This window comes from Cohnella sp. (assembly GCF_041641335.1).
GTDB lineage: Bacteria > Bacillota > Bacilli > Paenibacillales > Paenibacillaceae > Cohnella.
This window is the reverse complement of the sequence record NZ_JBEPYQ010000085.1, coordinates 13,699-30,867: the sequence shown is the minus strand read 5'-3', so window position 1 is coordinate 30,867 and position 17,169 is coordinate 13,699. Positions and strand designations below refer to the sequence as shown.

At 58.8% G+C, this 17,169-nt stretch carries 11 protein-coding genes and 1 pseudogene; 1 reads left to right on the top strand and 11 read right to left on the bottom strand.

The genetic code is table 11. The features are described 5' to 3' along the window. Positions 1 to 889: 889 nt before the first annotated feature. The 4 genes and pseudogenes from gltX to ACESLM_RS23500 all read right to left on the bottom strand — a co-directional run bounded on the left by gltX (position 890) and on the right by ACESLM_RS23500 (position 5,062). Entirely contained in the window at positions 890 to 2,341 is a 1,452-nt protein-coding gene (gene gltX, locus ACESLM_RS23515) for a glutamate--tRNA ligase (protein WP_372635059.1), read from the bottom strand. A gap of 304 nt (positions 2,342 to 2,645) precedes the next feature. Beyond that, a complete protein-coding gene (gene ispF, locus ACESLM_RS23510; protein ID WP_372635063.1) occupies positions 2,646 to 3,122 on the bottom strand; it encodes a 2-C-methyl-D-erythritol 2,4-cyclodiphosphate synthase in 477 nt (158 codons plus the stop codon). Between the two features lie 96 nt (positions 3,123 to 3,218). After that, positions 3,219 to 3,881 (bottom strand): annotated as a pseudogene (gene ispD / locus ACESLM_RS23505) (2-C-methyl-D-erythritol 4-phosphate cytidylyltransferase); the annotation flags it as partial. A gap of 92 nt (positions 3,882 to 3,973) precedes the next feature. After that, on the bottom strand, positions 3,974 to 5,062 hold the full coding sequence (locus ACESLM_RS23500; RefSeq protein WP_372635061.1) for a PIN/TRAM domain-containing protein: 1,089 nt from the start codon (positions 5,060 to 5,062) through the stop codon (positions 3,974 to 3,976). 194 nt (positions 5,063 to 5,256) lie between these two features. Here ACESLM_RS23500 and ACESLM_RS23495 point away from each other — a divergent pair, with 194 nt between their 5' ends. Next, positions 5,257 to 5,652 carry a nucleoside triphosphate pyrophosphohydrolase family protein gene (locus ACESLM_RS23495; RefSeq protein WP_094050654.1) on the top strand — a complete coding sequence of 132 codons (396 nt, stop codon included), beginning with the start codon at positions 5,257 to 5,259 and terminating at the stop codon, positions 5,650 to 5,652. Positions 5,653 to 5,890: 238 nt separating this feature from the next. Here the strand turns inward: ACESLM_RS23495 and pssA are convergent, their stop codons facing one another. From pssA to mcsB, 7 genes are all read right to left on the bottom strand, one after another. Beyond that, on the bottom strand, positions 5,891 to 6,640 hold the full coding sequence (gene pssA, locus ACESLM_RS23490; RefSeq protein ID WP_372635056.1) for a CDP-diacylglycerol--serine O-phosphatidyltransferase: 750 nt from the start codon (positions 6,638 to 6,640) through the stop codon (positions 5,891 to 5,893). 127 nt (positions 6,641 to 6,767) lie between these two features. Next, complete coding sequence (gene disA / locus ACESLM_RS23485) at positions 6,768 to 7,871, bottom strand: DNA integrity scanning diadenylate cyclase DisA (protein WP_372635053.1); 1,104 nt, start codon at positions 7,869 to 7,871, stop codon at positions 6,768 to 6,770. 15 nt (positions 7,872 to 7,886) lie between these two features. Next, positions 7,887 to 9,254 carry a DNA repair protein RadA gene (gene radA, locus ACESLM_RS23480; protein WP_372635051.1) on the bottom strand — a complete coding sequence of 456 codons (1,368 nt, stop codon included), beginning with the start codon at positions 9,252 to 9,254 and terminating at the stop codon, positions 7,887 to 7,889. Between the two features lie 415 nt (positions 9,255 to 9,669). Further along, positions 9,670 to 12,750 carry an MMPL family transporter gene (locus ACESLM_RS23475; RefSeq protein ID WP_372635048.1) on the bottom strand — a complete coding sequence of 1,027 codons (3,081 nt, stop codon included), beginning with the start codon at positions 12,748 to 12,750 and terminating at the stop codon, positions 9,670 to 9,672. A 19-nt stretch (positions 12,751 to 12,769) separates the two neighbouring features. Continuing rightward, complete coding sequence (locus ACESLM_RS23470) at positions 12,770 to 13,399, bottom strand: TetR/AcrR family transcriptional regulator (RefSeq protein ID WP_372635045.1); 630 nt, start codon at positions 13,397 to 13,399, stop codon at positions 12,770 to 12,772. A 211-nt stretch (positions 13,400 to 13,610) separates the two neighbouring features. Continuing rightward, a complete protein-coding gene (clpC, locus tag ACESLM_RS23465; protein WP_372635043.1) occupies positions 13,611 to 16,058 on the bottom strand; it encodes an ATP-dependent protease ATP-binding subunit ClpC in 2,448 nt (815 codons plus the stop codon). 35 nt (positions 16,059 to 16,093) lie between these two features. Then, entirely contained in the window at positions 16,094 to 17,158 is a 1,065-nt protein-coding gene (mcsB, locus tag ACESLM_RS23460) for a protein arginine kinase (RefSeq protein WP_372635040.1), read from the bottom strand. Positions 17,159 to 17,169 lie beyond the last annotated feature (11 nt).

Genomic DNA, 17,169 nt, shown 5'->3' with positions numbered 1-17,169 from the left:
AACGACTTGCTCTTTGAATTCTTCGCTGTAATGCTGTCTTTGCTCCCCCATACCGGACACCTCATTTTCTTGTTGTATTCATTATCTGTCTGCTCTTATGAGGTGTCCACTTTTTATTCTAGCTCCACGCAGACCGTTAATCAGTCGCCAACTGCCCCATCCGAGCATTTAACGGTCCCGCAGACCGTTAATCAGACGCCATCTGCCCCGTCCGAGCATTTAACGGTCCCTCAGACCGTTAATCAGACGCCATCTGCCCCGTCCGAGCATTTAACGGTCCCGCAGACCGTTAATCAGACGCCATCTGCCCCGTCCGAGCATTTGACGGTCCCCCAGACCGTTAATCAGACGCCATCTGCCCCGTCCGAGCATTTAACGGTCCCTCAGGCCGTTAATCAGTCGCCAACTGCCCCGTCCGAGCATTTAACGGTCCCTCAGACCGTTAATCAGTCGCCAACTGCCCCATCCGAGCATTTAACGGTCCCGCAGACCGTTAATCAGTCGCCAACTGCCCCATCCGAGCATTTAACGGTCCCTCAGACCGTTAATCAGTCGCCAACTGCCCCATCCGAGCATTTAACGGTCCCTCAGACCGTTAATCAGTCGCCAACTGCCCCATCCGAGCATTTAACGGTCCCTCAGACCGTTAATCAGTCGCCATCTGCCCGTCCGAGCATTTAACGGTCCCGCAGACCGTTAATCAGTCGCCAACTGCCCCGTCCGAGCATTTAGCGGTCTCGCAGACCGTTAATCAGTCGCCAACTGCCCCGTCCGAGCATTTAACGGTCCCGCAGACCGTTATCTAGCCGAACTCCCATTCGCACGCAGCAATGACCGGTCCGGCAGGCTGCTATCGCTCCGCAAACTGCCGACTACCGCCAAGCCAAACTCACGCCAGACGCTTCAGCACCTTGTCCCGGCCCAGCAGCCAGATCGTGCCGCCCAGGTCCGGTCCGTGCGTCTGTCCAGTCAAAGCGACGCGAATCGGCATGAACAAGCCTTTGCCTTTGACCCCGGTCTCGGTCTGCACCGCCTTGATCAATGCTTTCATATTGTCGATCGTGAAGCCTTCCTCGCCCGCTGCCTCGATCTGCTCGCGGAACGATTGCAGTACGGCCGGAACGCTCTCCTCCGCCAGCACCGTGCTCGCCTCGTCGTCGAAGATCAGCTTCTCCTGGAAGAACAGCTCGGACAGAGCGACGATCTCCGCTCCGAACCGCAGATGGTCGCGGAACAGCGTCACCAAGGTGGAAGCCCATTTCAGCTCCTGCTCGCTCGGAGCCTCCGGCAGCCGTCCGGCCGCTTTCAGATGCGGCAGGCACAGCTCCAGCACCCGTTCCGGCTCAGCTTGCTTCAAGTAGTGCTGGTTAAGCCAGCTCAGCTTGGCTGTATCGAACACCGCGGGGCTCTTCGACAGACGGTTGGCGTTGAAAATTTCGATCAGCTGCTCCCTGCCGAAAATCTCCTCTTCTCCCTCAGGAGACCAACCGAGCAGCGTAATGAAGTTAAACAGCGCTTCGGGAAGGTAGCCCAGCTCTTCGTACTGCTGGATAAACTGCACGATGGATTCGTCGCGCTTGGACAGCTTCTTGCGTTGATCGTTCACGATCAGCGTCATGTGTCCGAATACCGGAGGCGTCCAATCGAACGCTTCGTAGATCATCAGTTGACGAGGCGTGTTCGTGATGTGATCCTCGCCGCGTAGCACGTGCGAAATCGCCATCAGATGGTCGTCGACGGCTACCGCGTAGTTGTATGTCGGAATGCCGTCCTTCTTGACGATGACGAAATCGCCGAAATCCTCCGACTTGAACGAAATCTCGCTTTTGACGATGTCCTGGAACGTATAAGTCCGGTCAGCCGGCACCGTAAAACGTATGCTCGCCACACGGCCTTCCGCCGCCAGCTTCTCTCTGTCCTCCGCGCTCAGATGACGGCATTTGCCCGAATATTTCGGAGTTTCGCCGCGCGCCGATTGCTCCTCGCGCTCCCGCTCCAACTCCTCCTCCGTGCAGTAGCACGGATAAGCAAGCTGACGATCCAGCAGTTGCTGCGTGTGGGCGCGATAAATATCAAGACGCTCGGTCTGGCGGTACGGCCCGTACTCCCCGGGACGGTCGATGCTCTCGTCCCAATCGACGCCGAGCCATTTTAAGTACTTAAGCTGACTCTCCTCGCCGCCCGCGACGTTGCGCTTAACGTCCGTATCCTCGATCCGGATAATAAACTCTCCCCCATGATGACGGGCGAACAAGTAGTTGAAAATAGCGGTTCTCGCATTGCCGATATGCAGATGCCCCGTCGGGCTCGGCGCATAACGTACGCGGACTTTAGTGGACATAATCCGTTCCTCCTTGATCAATCGTGTATATATCGCGCTGAGCTCGAGCGCTATGCCTCTCCGGGAGAGGACCGGCCGCTCAGTCCCAAGGAACTTTTCTGGCCTTGGCCCCGCGGTTTGAGCAGCGCCGAGGCACTTTTTTGGCCTTGGCCCCGCGGCTTGGGCAGCGCCGAGGCACTTTTTTGGCCTTGGCCCCGCGGCTTGGGCAGCGCCGAGGCACTTTTCTGGCCTTGGCCCCGCGGCTTGGGCAGCGCCGAGGCACTTTTTTGGCCTTCGACACTCTCTCGACGCGACGTGCCTAACCTTACTCCTTCACCAGCAGCACGACCGCCTGAGAAGCGATGCCTTCGCCGCGGCCCGGGAAGCCAAGCTTCTCAGTTGTCGTCGCCTTAACGTTAATCTGCGACTCATCGCATTCGAGCGCGCGCGCAATAACCGCGACCATCGCCGGAATGTACGGCGCCATCTTCGGCGCCTGGGCGATGATCGTCGCGTCGGCGTTGCCCAGCTTGTACCCGCGCTCCTTCGCCAGCCCCCAGACATGCTCGAGCAGCTTCACGCTGTCGGCATCCTTAAACGCCGGGTCCGTATCGGGAAAATGCTTCCCGATATCCCCCAAGCCCAAAGCCCCGAGAATCGCGTCGCTGATCGTATGTAATAGGACGTCGGCGTCGGAATGGCCGAGAAGGCCTTTCTCGTACGGGATGGTTACGCCTCCGATGATGCACGGGCGGCCCTCCACCAGTTGATGCACGTCGAATCCTTGTCCCACTCTAATCATGTCATTGCCCCTCCCCGATCGATGGCCTCTGCCGTCTTCCCTTATGTCCTGCCGTTTCGCCGCCTCCCCCTGCCGCCTCGACCTGGCCAGCAGAAGCTCCGCGATCGGCAGATCCTCCGGCGTCGTAATTTTCAAGTTTGCGTAGTCGCCCTGGACGATGGCCACCTTGCGCCCCAGCCGCTCCACGAGCATCGCGTCGTCCGTAGCCGCCGCTCCGTCCTCCTTCGCCTGCCGGTGCGCCCGCATCAGCTCCAGCCGCCCGAACGCCTGCGGCGTCTGCACGCTCCACAGCGTGCTGCGCTCCGGCGTCGCCACGATAAAGCCCTGCCCGTCGGACACCTTGATCGTGTCCTTGACGGGCACGGCCAGCGCCGACGCCCCGTGCTCCTCGGCAGCCGCGCAGCAAGCCGCGATCTGCTCCGGGCCCACGAGCGGCCGAGCCGCATCATGGACAAGCACACCCTCCGTGCGCAGAACGGTCAGCCCGGCGTACACGCTGTCCTGGCGCTCCGCGCCGCCGACGATCACGTCGGAGACTTTGCCGTAGCCCCCCGCAGCCACAAGCTCCGTCGCCCGCTCCGTCTCTCCTTCTCCGACGACCAGTACGACGGCGGATACGGCGGCGCAGCGCTCGAACGCGCCCAGCGCATGATCCAGCACCGTCCTGCCGGCCAGCTCCAGATACACTTTGTTGTCCGGGGCGCCCATCCGGGCGCCCCTACCCGCCGCGACAACCACGGCCCCCCACTCCCAAGACATTCGCATGATCTCCCCACGCACGATCCTAGAATAACAAACAAAAGACGGGACACTGGAGCGCGTCCCGCCCGTAATTCTATTATCATACCGCTTCAGAGCGCTTTTTCCAATAGCTTCGGCTTCGCGAAGATCATTCGGCCCGCCGAAGTCTGGAGCACGCTCGTCACGAGCACTTCCATCGTCGTTCCGATAAAGTCCCTTCCACCCTCCACCACGATCATTGTGCCATCGTCCAGATAAGCGACGCCTTGTCCATGTTCCTTGCCGTCCTTGATGACCTGCACGATGATTTCCTCTCCGGGCAGCACGACCGGCTTGACCGCATTGGCCAAATCGTTGATGTTCAGGACGGATACGCCCTGCAGCTCGCATACTTTGTTCAGATTGAAATCGTTCGTGACGACCTTGCCCTGCATCGCCTTGGCCAGCTTTACGAGCTTGCTGTCCACTTCTCCCGGCTCTTCGTTCGCATCTTCGTAGATAAGTACTTTGACGTCCAGTTCTTTCTGAATTTTGTTCAGAATGTCCAGTCCCCTGCGCCCTCTGTTGCGCTTGAGCAGATCCGAGGAATCGGCGATGTGCTGCAGCTCTTCCAGCACGAACTCCGGAATGACAAGCGTGCCTTCGATAAATCCGGTTTTGCAGATGTCCGCGATCCGGCCGTCAATAATGACGCTCGTATCCAAAATCTTATGTTCCTCGTAACGCGGCCCCGACTTCTCGGTCGTCTCGACCCTTCTGCGTTCCAGCAGCAGCACGCCGAGCTCGTCCTTTTTCCGCAGGCCGACGACCAACCCCGCATATCCGAGCGCAAGCGCGGTTCCCGCCGCCAACACTTGTCCCACATATGGAACATCCGTGATATAGGGATACAGGAAGGAAGATAGCGCGAGCCCGAAAATCAACCCGATCATACCGGTCAGCAGCTCCGACATCGGGTAGTCGGACAGCCGATCGATCCCGCGCTTCAACGCGCGCGACAGCGGCGTCGACACGGAAGTAGCCAGCAGAAATCCCGCTCCCGCTCCGACGACCAGGCTCAGCGTACCGCCCGATCCCGTCGTTGCGCCCAGCAGAGTTCCCATCCAGGGCGACTCGGAAGCAAGCTGCGAAGCCGACATTTGCTGACCCAGCAACGCTCCGATCAACAACCCGAACGTCTGGATCACTCTTCTCATAATCATAGAAATCACTCCCTCTCTTGTCGCAATCGAAAAATTCTCGTTACTAGTATGTTCCAATTTTCCGCTCGCTAACCTTCCCCCCGGACGCATCTTAAAGTTTCTTTAGAAATCGTAACTTTCTTTGAATTCTCATCCCCCTTGCTCTATAATGGAGGAGAAAAAGTAAATAAAAGGTAACCGAGGTGGAACGGATGGGCGCGCCTACGCTTCAGGAATTTCAAAGTCAGGTGTCGGAATTGTTGCTCCGCCATCGCAGTCTGCTCGACGTCGTCACGAAGTTCAGTCAATCCAATGCCTCCGTGAACCGGGCCGTATCCAAGTCCATTACGGAGTGCGGGTGCATCGCTTTGAACGCCCGGAATCAAGGTTTCTCCGAGGAGATGCCGCTGGACCAGGCGAATCGTCAATCGAAATCGCATATGGAAGGCGAGCTCTGCGAGCAATGCCGTGAAATCATTCGCAACGAAATGGGCAAAAATCTTTTCTACATGTCGGCCATGTGCAACCTTCTGGACATCAGTCTCGAGGACGTCGTCGCAAGGGAGTCGGAGAAATGCTCAACGCTCGGCTGGTTTAACCTCACCTGACCTGAGATAGGCGTCCGTCGATCGACAACGAAAGCAGCCCCTGAGCCGGGAGGCTGCTTTTACGTAGTTGCGCCCGGCAAACCAAGCAAAAACGCCTTCGGCGTCCTCTGGACGATGAAGGCGTTTTGTCGGAGACGATTTCAGATAAGGATAGCGGGTTTTATACTTTCTGAATCGTGAATAAAGGCGCCGATCCGCCCCCTCGAGGGGGACAATCGGCGCCTTCGTCTATTCGTCGTTATGCGCTGTGCTTGGATTGTTCTTCGTCTTCGGCCGCTTCTCTTCGAGCGGCTCTTCTTCTGGAAGGGAGCAGGCTTTCAACGTTTTTTTTTAGTCCCCATAACGCGTACAGAAGCAGCAAGGCCAGAATGACCTTCGGAATCGCCTGTTGGAACATATAAGCGAGCACCGCGGCTCCAAGCACGACGACCGGAATCGCCCAGAACGCTTTCCTCGGCAGTCCCAGCTTCTTGAAATTCGGATACTTCATGTTGCTGACCATCAGGAACGACAGCGCAAGCGTGCTCAGCAGCAGCAAGGAATAGTGCAGCTCGCCCTTGAACAGGGCCAGCGTGGCCAGCACGCCTCCCGCTGCGGGAATCGGAAGCCCGATGAAATAACCCGGAATGCCGTCTATAACGTTGAATCTAGCAAGCCTCAGCGCTCCGCATATCGGGAAGATCGCCGTCACGATCCAAGCCAGCGCGGGGCTGACTCCCTGGAAAGCCGCCTGATACATAATGAACGCCGGAGCGACCCCGAAGGAGATGACGTCCGACAGCGAGTCCAGCTCCTTGCCGAATTCGCTCTGGGCGTTGAGCGCGCGCGCCACGCGACCGTCCAATCCGTCCAATAACATCGCGATGATGACCAGCAGCGCGGCCGTATTTGAACTGTTCGTATCGTTATTGAATGCCAGGATGATGGCGATTACGCCCAAACCCAGGTTACCTATGGTAAATAAATTCGGTATTGATTTCGTAATCATGTTTGCCACCTCGACTTTACTATACCCTATTGGCCTGTTCGTTAAGCGTAATCGAACTTCTCGCGCATTCTAGAAAAGGGATGATCTGGAAACGCAGTCCATCAGGACCCTTCCAATTGTAGTCGGCTTATATCTGTCTGTCAATAAACACCTGATCCTGGATTCTTTTTAGTCCTTCCTTGATCGCCCGGGCCCGGACTTCCCCGATCCCGTCGACTTCGTCCAGCTCCTCGATGGAAGCCGTCACGATATGAGGAAGAGCTCCGAATCGGTCAACCAGATTGTGAATAATCACGGCGGGCAATCGCGAAATTTTGCTTAAAATGCGGTACCCTCGCGGAAGCAGGCCTTCCTCCACGACGGAATTCAGCGACGGATAACCCAATATGCGGATCAAAGCTCCGGGATCCAGCAGCTCTTCGGACGACAGCTTGCGAATCGCCGTCTGAATTTCCTTGACCTTGCTCTCGCCTTCCTCCTTGGCATAGTCGCGCAGCAGCAGCCACGCTTCCTCCTCCGCGGAGCCGACGAGCTCTTCCTTCTGCATGCTGATCAAGCGTCCCTCGTTGCCCAGCTCCAGCACGTACCGGTTAATCTCGTTGTTGATCCGCAGCACCATCTCCGCGCGTTGGATGACATGGGCCACCTCGTGCATGGTCACCATCTCTTCGAACTCCAGCGCGGACAAGTTCGTCAGCGCCTGCGTGAACACGACCCGATATCTCTCCAGCGTCTGGATCGCCTGGTTCGCCTTCGTCAGAATGACGCCCATCTCTTTAAGCGCATAGCGCAGCTGCCCTTGATACAAGGTGATCACGTTGCGCCGCTGCGAAATGGAGACGACCAGCTTGCCCGTTTGTTTGGCCACCCGCTCGGCCGTCCGATGACGGATGCCGGTCTCCGACGAGGAAATGGACGAATCGGGAATGAGCTGCGTATTGGCGTAGAGGATCCGCTTGACGTCTTCGTTCAGAATGATCGCGCCGTCCATCTTGGCCAGTTCGTACAAATAGTTGGGACTGAAATCGCAGTTGATCGAGAAGCCTCCGTCCACGACTTCCATGACCTCGGGGCTGTAGCCGACGACGATCAGCGCTCCCGTCTTGGCCCGCAGCACGTTCTCCAGCCCGTCGCGAAATGCGGTGCCCGGGGCGACCATCTGAAGGAGCTGGTTCATCGTTCTTTCCTGCTGATGACGCTCTTTGTCTTTAACTTCTTTATATTCCTTCATGATGTCATTAACCCCCTATTCCAATGCGGCTTTTAACGCCTCCGCGACCGTTCTGACGCCGATCAACTCGATGCCGCGGGGCGGCTGCCACCCTTTCATGCTCATCTCCGGCAGAATCACGCGCTTGAAACCCAGCTTGTGCGCCTCCTTGACCCTCTGCTCGGCCCGCGAGACCGCCCGCACCTCTCCCGTCAGTCCGACCTCCCCGAAGATCGCGTCATACGGCTTGGTCGGCGCGTCCTTGAAGCTGGACGCCAGACTGACCGCGGCCGCCAAGTCGGTCGCCGGTTCGTCCAGCTTGACGCCTCCCGCAGCGTTCAGATACGCGTCCTGATTTTGCAGGAACAAGCCCATTCGCTTCTCCAATACGGCGATGACGAGCGACATCCGGTGATGGTCGAACCCGGAAGCCATCCGCCGCGGAGACGGAAAATGGGTCGGAGCTACGAGCGCCTGCAGCTCCACGAGCACGGGACGAGTCCCTTCCATGCTGGCCACGACCGTAGACCCCGCGACGCCGAGGGGCCTCTCGGAGAGAAACAGCTCCGACGGGTTGGCCACTTCCTTCAAACCGTCTTCCGTCATGTCGAAAATGCCGATCTCGTTCGTGGAGCCGAAACGGTTTTTCACCGCCCGCAAAATCCGGTAAGTATGATGCCTCTCTCCTTCAAAGTAAAGCACGCAATCGACCATGTGTTCCAGCAGTCTGGGGCCGGCGATCGCGCCTTCCTTCGTCACGTGGCCGACGAGCACCGTCGCCACGCCGTTCACCTTCGAGATTCTCATGAAATGGGCGGTGCATTCCCGGACCTGCGCCACGCTTCCGGGAGCGGAGGCAACCTCCGGCCGGTACACCGTCTGAATGGAATCGATCACGAGAAAATCGGGCTGCACCTCGGTGATTGCCTCTTCGATCGTCTCCAGATTCGTCTCGCAGAGAACGTACAATCTATCGTTCAACGCGCCCAAGCGGTCGGCCCTCAGCTTCGTCTGGCGGACCGATTCCTCGCCGGACACGTACAGCACCTTAAGCCCTTGCGCGGACAACGAGTACGAGGTTTGCAGCAGCAGCGTCGACTTGCCGATCCCCGGGTCTCCCCCGACGAGCAGCAGCGAACCGGGAACGAGCCCTCCTCCGAGCACCCGGTTGAGCTCGGACATGCCGGTCTCGACGCGAGGTTCTTGCCCGCTCTCTATATCTATGATGGCGCGCGCCTTTTCTTTCGTCCGGATCAGTTCGCTTCGTCCGACCGGCGCCTTGACCTCTTTCTCGGTCTCTTCCACCATCGTGTTCCACTCGTGGCATCCGGGGCATTTGCCCATCCATTTGGGCGATTCGGTGCCGCATTGCGTGCATACGAATTTTATTTTAACCTTAGCCATGGCAGATGATGGCTCCTTTAGCTGATGAGTAGTCCTTATTCAAGAATTTTAACACTTTCGCCCCCGCAGAGAAACCGAACGAGACTTAAAAATAGCCCAAAGAGCGAGCTCGGGCCAGAGTGGGCGAACGGAGGTTGACGAAGCTGCAACCGCGCCGGGCGGGCTTAGAGCGCGTGAGCGGAGGTTGTCCGCAGGTATCGGCGTACGAGATTATCGATGAAAAAGAAGGGCATCTCTCTCCTGGAGACTGCCTCATTACGATCCTGAAATGACCTGGTTACGGGCCTATCCATTCAGGATCGAATTTCGGGGTCCCCCGCAAACCAATCGGAGCTTTGCGGGGGACCTTGCAGCGTAAAGAGATAGATGCCCATTACCATACATCCGTCATAATCGTTCGGTACGCCTTTTTTACTTATTCCTTCGCGCTCTCCCGCCTCCGGAACGCGCCCGGCAGAGCCATTAGAGCCGGAACGAGCATCGGCAGGAGCACGAAGACGAGCACGACAAGGCCGACGATGACGGCCGTGGCCATCTCGATGAGCAGCACCAGCCCCGAAGGCATCAGCGTGGCGAAAGTTCCGCCGAGAATGATCATCGCGGAGATGATGACGCCCCCTACGCTTCGGGTCGCGCGCTTGATCGCTTCTTCGTGGTCGATGTCCCCGTATTCCTTGTACCGCATCATCAGGAAGATGCCGTAGTCGACGCCGACGGCGACGATGACGATGAAGGAGAAGAACGGCACGAACGAAGACAGGCCTTCCGTTCCGAGAATGTGTTCGGCGACCAGCTTCGACGCTCCCATGGCGACATAGTACGAAGCGATAAGCGACACTACGATATAGAGCGCGGGCAGAATCGAACGAATGACCATCAGCAGCACCAGGAACACGCTGACGATGACGATGATCGCCGCGCTGTTGAAGGAGGCAAGCTGGGACTCGTTCATATCGTGCGTGATCGAAGTCGGCCCCGCCGCTCCGCGGGCCGCGTCGCCCAGCACGGTGCCGTCCAGGCGGCTGTCCGTCGTTTCGTTGATTTGGTCGATGATCTTAAGCGCTTCGGGAGAATACGGATCTTCGTTCAGCACGACGATCAGCTTCGTCACCTTGCGGTCCTTGGACATGAACGCGTCCTTGGACAGACCGAATTGCTCGCTCTCCAGCGCCTCGCGCGGCATGAAGAACGTCTTCGTCGTTCCCATCTGCACGAGGAAATCCCCGGTTTGCTTCAACCCGTCCGAGATGTCGGACAGCCCTTGACCGCTCTGCTGCAGACCGTCTTTCAACTGGTCGAAGCCCCCGTTCAGAGCGCCGAGCCCTTCGTTCAACTGTTGCTGGCCGGATTGGATGTCGGACAATGCCCCGCTTAGGCGCTCCATCGAAGCCGCGAGCGTCTTGCCGCCGGACTGGCCTTGCGCCAGACCGCTAGACAGCTCCTTGGCTCCCCGCTCCAATTCCTCCAGTCCTCCGACGATCTGCTGCTGCCCCGCATTCAGCTTGCGCAGCCCCTCGACCGAGGAAGCGAAGCCGGCTTGCAGCTCGGAAGAATTGCGCTCCAGCTCGGCGAGACCGTCGGCGATGCCGGCCAGAGCGGAAGCAAGCTGCTGTCCCGCGCTGCGAAGCGCCACGAAATCCTCGTCCTCGGCCAACTCGCTGTGGGTTTGCCCGAGCTTGACGATCAAGCCGTTCATGGCCGCCATGCCGTTCTGCACGTCCGGAATTCCGTTCGCCAGCTCGGCGTAACCGCCTCCGAGCGCGTCATAGCCCTGGCGCAGCCGATCGAGCGCGTCGGCGAGCACACCGGTCTGCGCGGCGATATCCGCCATGCCCGTGCGCAGCTTGGCGATTCCCTCTTCGAGCGCGCGTCCTCCGCTCGCTCCGTCGCCGATGCCGGAGACGATCCGGTTCACCGCGTCGGTCACCTGGTCGAATCCGTCCCGCACTTGCCCGGTTCCCTCCGTCAACTGCGCCGCCTGCGAGAAGTCCGGGGCGTTCAACTCCGAACTCATCCGGTTTAATCCCTCCCGCACGGCATCCACGCCGTCGCGAGACGCAGAGATGCCTTTCGTCACCTCGGCGGTCTGGCTCTTGATATAGAACTCGTCGATCTGCTTGCCCTGCGGCTGAGTCACCCCGGATACTTGATTAACGCCCGGAATGTCTCTGAGCGCGTTCGTCAGATCGTCGATCACGGCCAACGACTCGTTGTTGTCCAGCGCTTCCTTGCCCTCGATCACGAGAGTCGTCGGCAAAGCCTGCCCTCTGCTGAACCGCTCGGCCACGATGCCGAACGCCTTGGTCGACGGGTGATCGTCGCCCAGCTCGGCCAGCTGGTCGAAGCTGAGCTTCTGGCCGCTGTTCAGGAAGACCGGAATCAGCAGCGCGGCAATAACGGCGATCGTGACGATCGGCCGCTTGACGGCGACCTGGGTCAATCCGGCCATCAGATGGCTCTCCTTGTGCCCGGCCGCTCCGCGGGAAGGCCAGAACAGCTTGGCTCCGAACGTCTTCATGACGAACGGCGTCAGCGTCAGGATGACGAGCACCAGAATGACCGTTCCGATCGCGACGACGTTCGCCGACTGATAGATGCCGAAGTCCGAGAACGTCAAGCCGGCGAAAGCGATGAACACGGTCAAAATACTGTAAATAATCGTTTTGCCCGCGGTCCGGTAAGAAGCGACGATCGCTTCGTCCGTCGTTTTCCCCTGGGCCAGCTCCTCCTTGAACCGGTTGAACAACAGGATGTTGTAATCCGTCCCTATCCCAAAGAGGATCAGCACGAGCAGCATCTGGGTGACGCTGGTGATCGGGAATTCCAGCTTTTCGATCAGCTGTGCGGCGATCCCCATCGACACCAAGTACGATATCCCTACCGTTAACAGAGATACGAATGGAATAACGACGGAACGGAACATCACAAGCAGCACGACCAGAATGAAGATGACCGTCAGCGCGGCGCTCTTGTCTACGCCTTCGATCGTCGCCTTCAAGTAGTCGTTCTCGATAAAGTCTTCGCCCGTCAAATAAAACGGAACTTGAACGTCGGCCAGAGCCGCCTCGAACTGACCGGCGATGTCGTCCACGCTGCGCCCGTTGATCTGCAGCACGAACGGTATCATGACCGTCGTGCGGTCCTTGGAGATCAGCTGTTCGGCGGCTTCAGGAGCGGAGAACGGATCGATCAGCTCGGCCGTGCCCAGCGCTTCCTGTTGAGCCTTGATCTGACCGACGCCGGATTCGATCTGCCGCATGTCGTCCTCGGACAGCCCTTCCTCTTTGAAAAAGACGACGATATCGCTCCGTCCCTCCGCGTTGCTCATTTTCTTAAGCAGATCGTGGGCGATAACTGCGCGGCTATCCGCCGACAGCGGGTTTTGTCCCCGTTCGTGCAAAATGGCGTTAACGTCCGGCTGGATCACCGTCAGCACGACGGTCGCGGCCAGCCACAAGGCCAGCAGCGGCCAACGCCAGCGAATAATTCGTTGCATTCTCTTCTCTCCCTCTCTCTTAGCTTCGGTACAATTCCAACCGCTTTTCCAAACCCCCGCCGAACACGTCGATCATCCGTTCTACCAACGTTCCGAACAGGTCGGAATCGTGATGCTTGGCGACGATCCAGGCGACGCTCTCGATCAGCGTCGCCGACAGCATGCCGATCTCGATCCGCTCCCGTTCGTCCAGAGGGCCCGCCGGGCCTTTGACCGCCGCGAACGTCTTCGTCAGCAGACTTTCGACGAACCCGGTAAGCTCGCTGCGAATGCTTTCGTACTTTGAACCTTCGCTGCGGCACAGCAATAACAGCAGACTGGGGCCCGACGCCTTCAGCAGCCCGACCAGCGTATCCTGGACGCGATCGAAAAAGCTGATTCTCGCCTGAACGTCCCAGCCGTCCGTCGCGATCGCCTCGGCGGTCTTCAAGTACTCCTCCGTATATCGGTTATACTCGCTGTACAAAGGACCTACGATAGCATCGAATAAATCCTCCTTGTTCCGGAAATACCGATAGATGTTACCCGACGTCATTCCGGCCGCGGCCGCGATCCGACGCATCGAAGCTTCCGAGTAACCGCTCTGCCGAAACTCCTCGTAGGCGGCCAGCACGATGGCGCTGCGCACTTCCTCCTTCAAAACTTGCATTAGTAACCACCTGATCATTATTGTGATATAAATATTATACTCTGGTCGGCCCGTTTTTAACAATTTACAAAAATGTGAACTTAGTCACTCCGCACGAGGCTACCGTTACGCCACAGCCCCTGCCTTCGTTCCCCACCATCCAAAAAGCCGTCCCGCCAGGTCCGATGAAACGAACCTGCGGGACGGCTTATGCCGTATCGCTATGCTCCGATCAAGCTTTGGACAGCTCGATCTCGCCTTTCTGCTTGACGACCAGGCCGCCGTCTTCCTCGTCGATGACGAGCTCGTGGCCTTTGGCGATTTTGCCGACCAGCAAATCCTCCGACAGCCGATCCTCGATATGCTTCTGGATCGCTCTGCGCAGCGGACGCGCTCCGTATTGCGGATCGTAGCCTTCCTTAGCCAGGAACGCTTTGGCCGATTCGGTCAATTCGAAGCTGACGTTGTGCTCGACGAGACGCTTGCGGAGATCGTCGGCCATCAGCGTTACGATCTGAGCGATATGCTCCTCGTTCAGCGGGTGGAACACGATCGACTCGTCGATCCGGTTCAGGAACTCCGGACGGAACGACTTCTTCAGCTCCGCGAGCACCTTCTCCTTCATGTTCTGATAGTCGCGTCCCGCATCCTGCGCGGCGGTGAAGCCAAGCGTGGAGTTCTTCTTGATCTGCTCCGCGCCGACGTTGGACGTCATGATGATCAGCGTGTTGCGGAAGTCGACCGAACGTCCCTTGGAGTCGGTCAGACGGCCGTCCTCCAGCACCTGCAGCAGAATGTTGAATACTTCCGGATGAGCCTTCTCGATCTCGTCGAGCAGGACGACCGAGTAGGGCTTGCGGCGCACTTTCTCGGTCAGTTGGCCGCCTTCGTCGTAGCCGACGTATCCCGGAGGCGCTCCGACGAGGCGGGACGTGGAGTGCTTCTCCATATACTCCGACATGTCGATGCGGATGACCGCGTTCTCGTCTCCGAACATCGCTTCCGCGATCGCGCGGGCCAGCTCCGTCTTCCCGACGCCCGTAGGTCCGAGGAAGATGAAGGAGCCCATCGGACGCTTCGGATCCTTGAGACCCGCGCGTGCTCGACGAATGGCGCGGGACACCGCTTTGACAGCTTCCTCTTGACCGATGACGCGATCGTGCAGGATGCTTTCCATTTTCAGCAGGCGCTCCGTCTCTTCCTCCGCGAGCTTGCTGACCGGGATGCCGGTCCAGCTGGCTACGACTTGGGCGATGTCCTCCGGCGTCACCTCCGAGTCGGTGCGGCCCTGCTTTTCCTTCCACTGGTTCTTCGTGAAGTCGAGTTCTTCGCGAATCTTCTGCTCGGTATCGCGCAGGGCGGCCGCTTTCTCGAACTCCTGGCTTTGGACGGCGGCGTCCTTCTCCTTGCGGATATCTTCCAGACGGGTTTCGAGCTGCTTCAAGTTAGGCGGAACCGTATAGGAATTGAGCCGCACCTTGGAGCCCGCTTCGTCGATCAGGTCGATCGCTTTGTCCGGCAGGAACCGGTCCGGAATGTAGCGGTCGGACAGCTTCACCGCCGCGTCGATCGCCTCGTCGGTAATTTTCACGCGGTGATGCGCTTCGTAGCGGTCGCGCAGTCCGAGCAGGATCTGCACCGCTTCTTCCGGAGTCGGCTGGTCGACCGTAATCGGCTGGAACCGGCGCTCCAGAGCCGCGTCCTTCTCGATATACTTGCGATATTCGTCCAGCGTCGTCGCGCCGATGCATTGCAGCTCTCCGCGCGCCAGCGCCGGTTTCAGAATGTTGGATGCGTCGATCGCGCCTTCCGCGCCGCCCGCGCCGATGAGCGTGTGCAGCTCGTCGATGAACAGGATAACGTTGCCGGCTTGACGGATTTCGTCCATGATTTTCTTCAGGCGGTCCTCGAACTCGCCGCGGTATTTCGTGCCCGCGACGACCGAGCCCATATCCAGCGTCATGACGCGCTTATCGCGCAGCGTCTCGGGAATCTCGTTGTTGACGATGCGCTGGGCGAGCCCTTCGGCGATCGCCGTCTTGCCGACGCCCGGTTCCCCGATCAGCACCGGGTTGTTCTTCGTCCGGCGGGAGAGCACCTGGATGACGCGCTCGATTTCCTTCTGCCGGCCGATGACGGGGTCGATGTTGCCTTCCCGCGCGCTTGCGGTCAGGTCGCGGGCCAAGCCGTCCAGCGTCGGCGTGCTGACGTTGGACGACGGACCGTGATTCTGCGATACGCTCTCGTTGCTGCCGAGCAGCTGAAGCACTTGCTGGCGCGCCTTGTTCAGGCTGATGCCCAAGTTGTTCAGCACCCGCGCGGCGACGCCTTCGCCTTCGCGAATAAGACCGAGCAAAATATGCTCCGTGCCGACGTAAGTATGGCCCAGCTTGCGAGCCTCGTCCATCGACAGTTCGATCACCTTTTTGGCGCGGGGAGTATAAGCGATATTGGTCGGCTGCTCCTGTCCGCGGCCGATCAGCGACTCGACTTCGTCCTGAATTTTCTCCAGTCCCAATCCGAGGGCGATCAGCGCCTTGGCGGCGATGCTCTCCCCTTCGCGGATCAGGCCGAGCAGAATGTGCTCCGTGCCGATATTGTTGTGTCCCAACCGCACTGCTTCTTCCTGAGCCAAGGCCAATACCTTCTGCGCGCGTTCCGTAAATCTGCCAAACATCATGAGACACACCTCCTAATAAGATAAGAATAAAACATTTATGAAAGAGTTGCCAGCCGGGAACGGATTAATTCCGCCCGCGACTTGTCGCGGTCCTCCGGGCTCATCGCTTCCCCGAACGTCATCTGCAGGAAGCCTGGCTGCGTCGAGACGAGCAGCTCGTTCAGCACGAGCGGGTTCACCTCCGGCAGCAAGCCCAGATGGGAGCCGAGCCGGATGTCGGACAATCGCTGCGATGCTTCCTTCGAATCGATGATTAGCGCCTGCGTCAAAATACCGAAAGATCTGCGAACGCGGTCTTCGACGCGCAGCCTCGATTCGCCCAGCAGCTTCGCTCTCGCCGATTTCTCGTGTTCGATGATCTGGCGCGCCACCTGGAACAGATTGTCGATGATTTCCTGCTCCGACTGTCCAAGCGTCACCTGATTGGATACCTGGAACAGATTGCCCGTCGCTTCGCTGCCTTCTCCGTAGATGCCTCTGACGGCCAGCCCGACCTGGTTCACCGCCGACAAAATCCGGTTGATCTGCCCCGTCATGACGAGCGCCGGCAAATGCATCATGACCGATACGCGAATTCCCGTGCCGACGTTCGTCGGGCAGCTCGTTAAGTATCCGTGTTTCTCGTCGAAGGCGTAATCGATCTGCTCCTCGAAAATATCGTCGACCTTGCTGGCCGAATCCCAAGCTTCGTTCACCTGAAATCCCGGGCATAAACATTGAATGCGAAGATGGTCCTCTTCGTTAATCATGACGCTGATATCTTCGTTCGGACTCAGAATCAGCGCGCCGCCCCGCGACTCGTTGGCCAGATTCGGGCTGATCAGATGCTTCTCGACCAGCACGAGCTTCTCCAGCTCGGTCAGCTCGGACAGCCGCAGCTGGTCGATTTTGCCCAAGCCGTTCAGCCGGCCGCTCTCCGCCACGCCGAGCAGCTGATCCGCTACCGCCAGGGACTGTTCGGGGTTCGCCATCAGCGGAAAAGGCATATTCCGCAAGTTGCGCGCGATCCGCACGCGACTGCTGATCACGACCTCGGACTCGGGGCCGTTCCCCTTCATCCACTGACTGAGCGCCTGCTTCGTGAATTTTCTTTTCGCCATCGTTTATCCCC